This is a genomic window from Pseudomaricurvus sp., from assembly GCF_965662505.1.
In the GTDB taxonomy this organism is placed as follows: Bacteria; Pseudomonadota; Gammaproteobacteria; order Pseudomonadales; family Cellvibrionaceae; genus Pseudomaricurvus.
Map to the genome: position 1 here is coordinate 1 of NZ_CBFIHX010000167.1, position 5974 is coordinate 5974.

General features: G+C 53.2%; 7 protein-coding genes. 2 read left to right on the forward strand and 5 right to left on the reverse strand.

Annotated features, from left to right (window positions below):
- The first annotated feature begins 161 nt into the window (after positions 1-161).
- Positions 162-1241 (forward strand): endonuclease/exonuclease/phosphatase family protein, encoded by a 1080-nt coding sequence (locus tag ACTG33_RS15710; protein WP_439136169.1) that lies wholly within the window; start codon positions 162-164, stop codon positions 1239-1241.
- A 12-nt stretch (positions 1242-1253) separates the two neighbouring features.
- Here ACTG33_RS15710 and ACTG33_RS15715 read toward each other — a convergent pair whose 3' ends face one another.
- The 4 genes from ACTG33_RS15715 to ACTG33_RS15730 all read right to left on the reverse strand — a co-directional run bounded on the left by ACTG33_RS15715 (position 1254) and on the right by ACTG33_RS15730 (position 5000).
- A complete protein-coding gene (locus tag ACTG33_RS15715) occupies positions 1254-1589 on the reverse strand; it encodes a hypothetical protein (protein WP_439136170.1) in 336 nt (111 codons plus the stop codon).
- Between the two features lie 135 nt (positions 1590-1724).
- Positions 1725-2747, reverse strand: a complete 1023-nt coding sequence (locus ACTG33_RS15720; RefSeq protein ID WP_439136171.1) for an HAD family hydrolase — start codon at positions 2745-2747, stop codon at positions 1725-1727.
- A 108-nt stretch (positions 2748-2855) separates the two neighbouring features.
- Positions 2856-4697, reverse strand: coding sequence for a cation:proton antiporter (locus tag ACTG33_RS15725; protein ID WP_439136172.1), 1842 nt, complete (start codon positions 4695-4697; stop codon positions 2856-2858).
- 156 nt (positions 4698-4853) lie between these two features.
- Complete coding sequence (locus tag ACTG33_RS15730) at positions 4854-5000, reverse strand: hypothetical protein (protein ID WP_439136173.1); 147 nt, start codon at positions 4998-5000, stop codon at positions 4854-4856.
- Positions 5001-5155: 155 nt separating this feature from the next.
- Between ACTG33_RS15730 and ACTG33_RS15735 the strand changes: the two genes are divergently transcribed.
- The gene (locus tag ACTG33_RS15735) at positions 5156-5650 is read left to right on the forward strand and encodes a group II truncated hemoglobin (protein ID WP_439136174.1); all 495 of its coding nucleotides are present in this window, start codon (positions 5156-5158) and stop codon (positions 5648-5650) included.
- Here ACTG33_RS15735 and ACTG33_RS15740 read toward each other — a convergent pair.
- A partial coding sequence (locus tag ACTG33_RS15740; protein WP_439136175.1) for a methylated-DNA--[protein]-cysteine S-methyltransferase occupies positions 5640-5974 on the reverse strand: 335 nt, incomplete at its 5' end. The two genes, ACTG33_RS15735 and ACTG33_RS15740, sit on opposite strands and share 11 nt — an antisense overlap.

The following is a 5974-nucleotide window of genomic DNA, read 5'->3' on the forward strand; positions in this document are numbered from 1 at the left end:
GATAAAATCAAAATTAATGTGGAAGAGCGCCGTTTTATGGGACGGGGCGACAAGTAAGTTGGATTCTTGTTTATTGATTTCCCTTACAGCCAGTCTGTGAAAGCCGTTGATGAACCTGTCGCGGCAGGGGTGTTGATCACTCAGCTGAGGGATGTGTGTTTATGTGGATGATTTATCTGGCAACCCTACTGATTGCTATGGTCACATTGTTGCCATTATCCCGAAGTGCTCACTGGATGATTCGCGGACTGGATTTTCCGCGCCTGCAGTTTGCGGTTTTCGCGGCATTGCTGTTGATGGCGCAGTGTGTGTGGCTGGATTTGGAACAGGCCACAAGCTGGGGCTGGATTGCGGTTGTGACGCTCTGCTTAAGTTATCAGCTGTGGTGGATTCTGCCCTACACTCGATTCTGGACGAGAGAGGTTCGCACGGCACAGAGCGGTCAGTCAGAGCGTCAGTTAAGCATCATGACCTCGAATGTGCTGACGCCGAATCGTAACTCGGAGGCTCTGCTAAGTCTGGTCAAACAGCATCAGCCGGACGTGCTGGTGACGCTGGAATCTGATCAGTGGTGGCAGGACCAGCTGGATGTACTGGAAGATTCCATGCCTTACACCATGAAATGTCCGTTAGACAATCTTTACGGTATGCATGTGTATTCACGTCTACCGCTGGAAGATGCCGAGACGGCGTTTCTGGTGGAGGATAACGTACCCTCCATGCATGCACAGATGACGTTGCGCAGCGGTGACAGCGTGCGCATACATTTCCTGCATCCCGCGCCCCCGAGTCCAACGGAGAATCCGGAATCTTCAGAGCGCGATGCCGAGTTGGTGATGGTGGCCCGCAGTATTGCCGACAGTGATCAGCCGATGATCCTGACCGGCGATTTGAACGACGTGGCCTGGTCGCCAACCACGCGTCTTTTCCGAAAGCTCAGTGGAATGCTGGATCCACGCATTGGGCGTGGGATGTTCAATACCTTCCATGCCGATTACCCGTTTTGCCGATGGCCTCTCGATCATTTGTTTCACACTGAACACTTTTCTGTGTCGTCGATAGAACGCTTGCCTACCATCGGCTCCGATCATTTCCCGCTGTTGGCAAACCTGGTGTTTACGCCGATTAAAGGCAGGAAGCAGGATGGTATCGAAGCTGATCAGGATGATCGCTCCTGGGCTCAGTCAATTCTGGATGAGCAGAACGTAACGGTTGCGGATGTCCCGAAGCCGGGACATTGATGGTTTTCAGTTTTAACCAATCCCCAGGGCCGCAGGATGAACGCCGGCACTGAGAACGCCCCAGTGTCTGCCTCGCACATACAGAGGAATGTACATCACGATCACCACCATATCGGAGCCCGGTATCACAAATGTGCCCATGCTCAGGTAGGTGCATTTGCGCAGGTTTTCCAGTTCCTGTTCGGAGACTGGAATCCGCTGGTGGGTACTGCGTGCTGTATCCACTTCAGGGTCGCCGGTCATGGGTTGTGAACTGACGGTGCGGGCTACCGCGAAGTAGCCGTTGATGTCCGTCGGAGCGACATAGACGATGCCGTCTTTGCCGCCTTGGTCCCAGGCGTCCAGCATGGGACGCACCTTGTCGGCAAAAGGTTCTGCCCAGCTCTTCCTGTGTCGTGACTTGTGTGTTTTGATCCGCGGTGAGGTTCGGTTATTTCTGGGGCCTGTACTCCGACCCCGTCCTCCAACCCCAGCCCTGAGCACTCAGTCGTTTGCGGCACTGTCTGGGTAAATTGTACGCCAGTCCTTTTTCATATCGATAACAGTCCAGCCCCGCTGTTTGGCTTCTTCCAGCCCTTTATCCAACTTGCCGATGTGCGATTCGCGATCATAGGCCCATTCGCGTTTGTCATCGGTGTGGTGGACATACAGACCAAAGCGCGCTGTTTTGTCTTCGTCGCCGCGGGGTATGGTGGTGTATTGCAGCATTTGCAGATCGCCATCGGAGTTGCCAGCGGCGAACACGGGTCTGCGTCCAATATGACGATAAATGCCCACGGGCTTTCCGGCCTTGTCATCGTTAAGAACTAACTTGGGAGTCTTGACGATCGTGGGGATTCCATCGCGCAGCTCAAATTTTGCGTCAATGGTGGAGCCGACGACTTGCTCCGGAGGAATGCCGTAAATCTCTTCGGTAAAGACTCTCATAAAGTCTATCCCGCCGCCTGAGACGATATAGGTTTTGAAGTCATTGGCGCGCATGTAATCAAGCAGCTCCAGCATGGGTTGATACACCATCTGCGAGAATGGCATTCCGGTCGCGGGGTGCTTGGCGCTAGAAAGCCACTCTTGTACTGAGTTGGAGAACTCATCGGCGGTCATATCGGCGTGGCTTACAGCGATGATCTTTGCCAGGCCTTCCATGCCGGTAGCCATCAACCCGGGAATGTCTCCGCTGATGGCGCTTTTGAATGGCTCTTCGTCTTTCCATTCAGGATGATCTTTGGCCATGGCGTTAACCCGGTCTATGGCGAAGATGGCTTGAAAGTACAGGGGTTGTTCGGCCCAGAGGGTGCCATCATTATCAAAGGTCGCTATGCGCTTTTCCACGGGTATGAAACCAGAAGAGCCAGCCTGGGTGGCATTGGTAACAAAACGGGTGATTGCGGTTTTGGTTGAGCCGTCGTTCCATGAGGGCAGAGGGTCAGTGTCGGATTGCGCGATGGCCGAGCCTGACAGCCCGCAGACAACCACTAGCAGCGCAGTACCCAGTTGCTTAATGTGCATAAGATCTTCCTTTTCATCTGTTGATTACGAGCGGACAACATCTATGCCGCCAGCCGGACGTACGCCGCAAGTATAGTCAAAGATTCGCACCTGGCTTCTGATTCCCTGTCAGGCGTTAATGTCACCGACGGTTTCCGGAAGTTCCTCGTTGAGCTGCTGGCCTTCCACCGGCACCAAACTGAATAAATGCCACTGGCTTTTGGGCTCCAGTTGAGTCTTGGCCGTAAACCAGAGCAGGCTGCCTTTAGGGTCGACGGTAAATAATGGAATGCTGTAGGCGTTGCCTTCGTAATTGCGCCAGTCATCAAAGGTAAAGCTCTCTGTCAGTGGTGTACTTTTGATTTGTGCGCCCTTGGCAATCAGGCTGGCGAGCTTGCTGAACGTCACGTCCTCGCCGAACAGAACCTGTCCGCGGTGTTTGTCACTGGTGGCGCGCTTGCTGTTGGCGCTGTCGTTGGTCGAGGCGAGGCTCAGCACTTTGACCTTGGGGAATTCGTTCTGAAATTTCATGACTCCGAGGTGGTTGCGCTCGGCGTGATGAGAAAGCCCAAGAAAGCCGCCCATGCCCACCAGATCCAGATGTTTGTCAGCGTGGTCTGACAGCAGGCTGCCATAAAAGGTCGGAAGGTCTTCCATACGGGCGCTGGAGATATTGTCCCAGTAGGTATCGGACAAGATGACGCGATATTTTGCCGTACGCAGCGCTTTGGCGATGGCGCGAGCAACCGGATTGGCGCCCATAATCAGGTAGCCGCGGGAGTCTGGTTCGGCTACGCCCAGTATGCGAGCCAGCGGACGTGCCGTCATGCTCTGAATAATAACGGTTCCCATAATAACGGTGAACGCGAGAGGAACCAGCAGGTAGGCTTCTTCATAACCCATTTGTTCCAGTTTCAGAGCAAACAGTGCGGTAACGGCAGCAGCAACAATGCCGCGCGGCCCAACCCAGGACAGCAGCAGTTTTTCCCTAAAGGTGAATACCGATCCAATGCTGCTGAAAAAGACTTTGATGGGACGGCTTAGCAGCTGCATCACGGCCAGTACACCGAGACTGCCCCAGCCCAGTAGTTTTACATCGTCAAAGTTAATACGCGCTGCAAGAACAATAAACAAACTGGAAACCAGTACCAGCGTGAGGTTTTCCTTAAAGTCGATAATCTCTTCCGTGTGCACATCACGCATGTTAGCAAGCCAGATGCCCATAATCGTGACCGTGAGCAGGCCAGATTCGTGACGCAGACTTTCGGAGATCGCAAACACACCGGTCACGGTGGCCAGAGCTGCAAAGCTTTGCAGGTATTCCGGCAGCCATCGATGACGCAGTAGCAGACCAAACAGGTAGCCTGCCATTGCCCCGAGCACGTTGCCCACGGCAATGGTTTGCACAAAGATCCAGGTGGCATCGAGCCAGTCGCCCTGTCCGTGCTGTACGCGAATCCATTCAAACACCAGAACGGCAAATAATGCGCCGAGCGGGTCGATCACAATGCCTTCCCAGCGCAAGGCGTTGGCAATACGGGCATTGGGCTTCATGGTGCGCAGCAGCGGGACGATGACCGTGGGGCCTGTCACCACCATGATGGCACCAAACAGGGCTGACAATTGCCAGCTAAGGCCAATCAGATAGTGCACGGCAACGGTGGTAATAGTGGCGTTGATCAGGGCACCGTAGGTCACCATATTGCGGACAACAGGACCGATGTCTTTGAGTTGGCGAAACTTGAGTGTCAGGCTGCCTTCAAAAAGAATGATGGCCACCGACAGCGAGATAAATGGAAACAACAGTTCATCAAGCAACTCATCGGGTTTGACCACGTTCATGACTGGGCCAAGCAGAACCCCTGACAGCAGCAAAAATAAAATGGCGGGCAGTCGGGCGCGCCAGGCTAGCCACTGGCATGCGAAGCCGGCGACGGCAATGAGTGCAAAGGTGGTTACAGGAGTCAGCAAAATAGAAGGCTCTTAAAGGTCTGTGAATTTTTTAATGAGCCTTATTATCACGGTAGCCGAGGGACAATGATACCCCGTAGATAGTCACGATTTTGCAGGTGGTTTTATCTGCCAATCCCGTTCGGTTTACGGAGGGGGACTGGCAGATCTGTACAGTCATGCCTTGTGCTTGAGAATACAGGCCTGATCACCGTAGTAGTTATCGGCGTAGTTGCACGGTTTGTCACCACAGGGATTGGACTGAGGCGGGATGTTGGCATTGTCGTCGATGGCGTTATTCATGATTCTGAAGAGCGTTTTCATAAGACCTCCTTATAAGATGTCCTTGGTGTGAGTTGCAATAAAGATTACCGACTGAGCGGACTACGGTGAAATGGGTTTTTCCTTTCGCAATGATAGGTGGCAGCTATGCAATTGGCGTAAACTGGTATTGTGTATTTACAGGGGAGATTTCAGCAGTGACAGAGCAGCGACAATATGGCGACGGTGATACGTCTTTTCAGGCGGCAGGGCAATACGAAGGCTTGCAGAAGCTGTCGGAACGTTTCTACTTTTATATGGATACATTACCTGAGGCGAAAACCATTCGTGAGATGCATCGCGACGATCTGACGGAATCGAAAGAAAAGCTGGCGCGCTTTCTGAGTGGTTGGTTAGGTGGTCCCAAGCTCTATCGTGAAAAATACGGCCCTATTGCGATTCCTCGAGCCCATGCCCATTTGCCCATTGGTGTGGCCGAGCGGGATGCCTGGTTGCTGTGTATGGAGAAGGCATTAGCGGAACAGCCTTACGCGGAAGATTTCAAAGAGTACATGCTGAAACAGTTGTTTGTACCGGCGGAGCGCAGCCGGGCTGTGTCAATAGGTACGACGTCAATAGGTACGACGTCAACAGGTGCGACGTCAACAGACTCTATCTCAACAGACACTAGGCCAACAGACTCTAAATACTAAGTGTTCCCCGCTCATCAATGCGTAAGCCTTCAAGGTTTAATAAAAACGTTTTGATGGGCAGTCCTCCGCGATAGCCTGTCAGTTTTCGGCTGGTGCCCACGACCCGATGACAGGGCAATACAATGGACAGCGGATTTCGACCGTTGGCCATGCCTACCGCGCGCGAGGCCGATGGCTGATCCAGTTGTGTTGCCATCTCTCCGTAGGTGATGGTTGTCCCGAAAGGCACTTTGGCCAGCGCTCGCCACACTCGTTGTTGGAATTCCGTGCCAATGGGAGCCAGTGGCAAATCAAAGGTGGTCAACTCTCCTTCGAAATACGCCA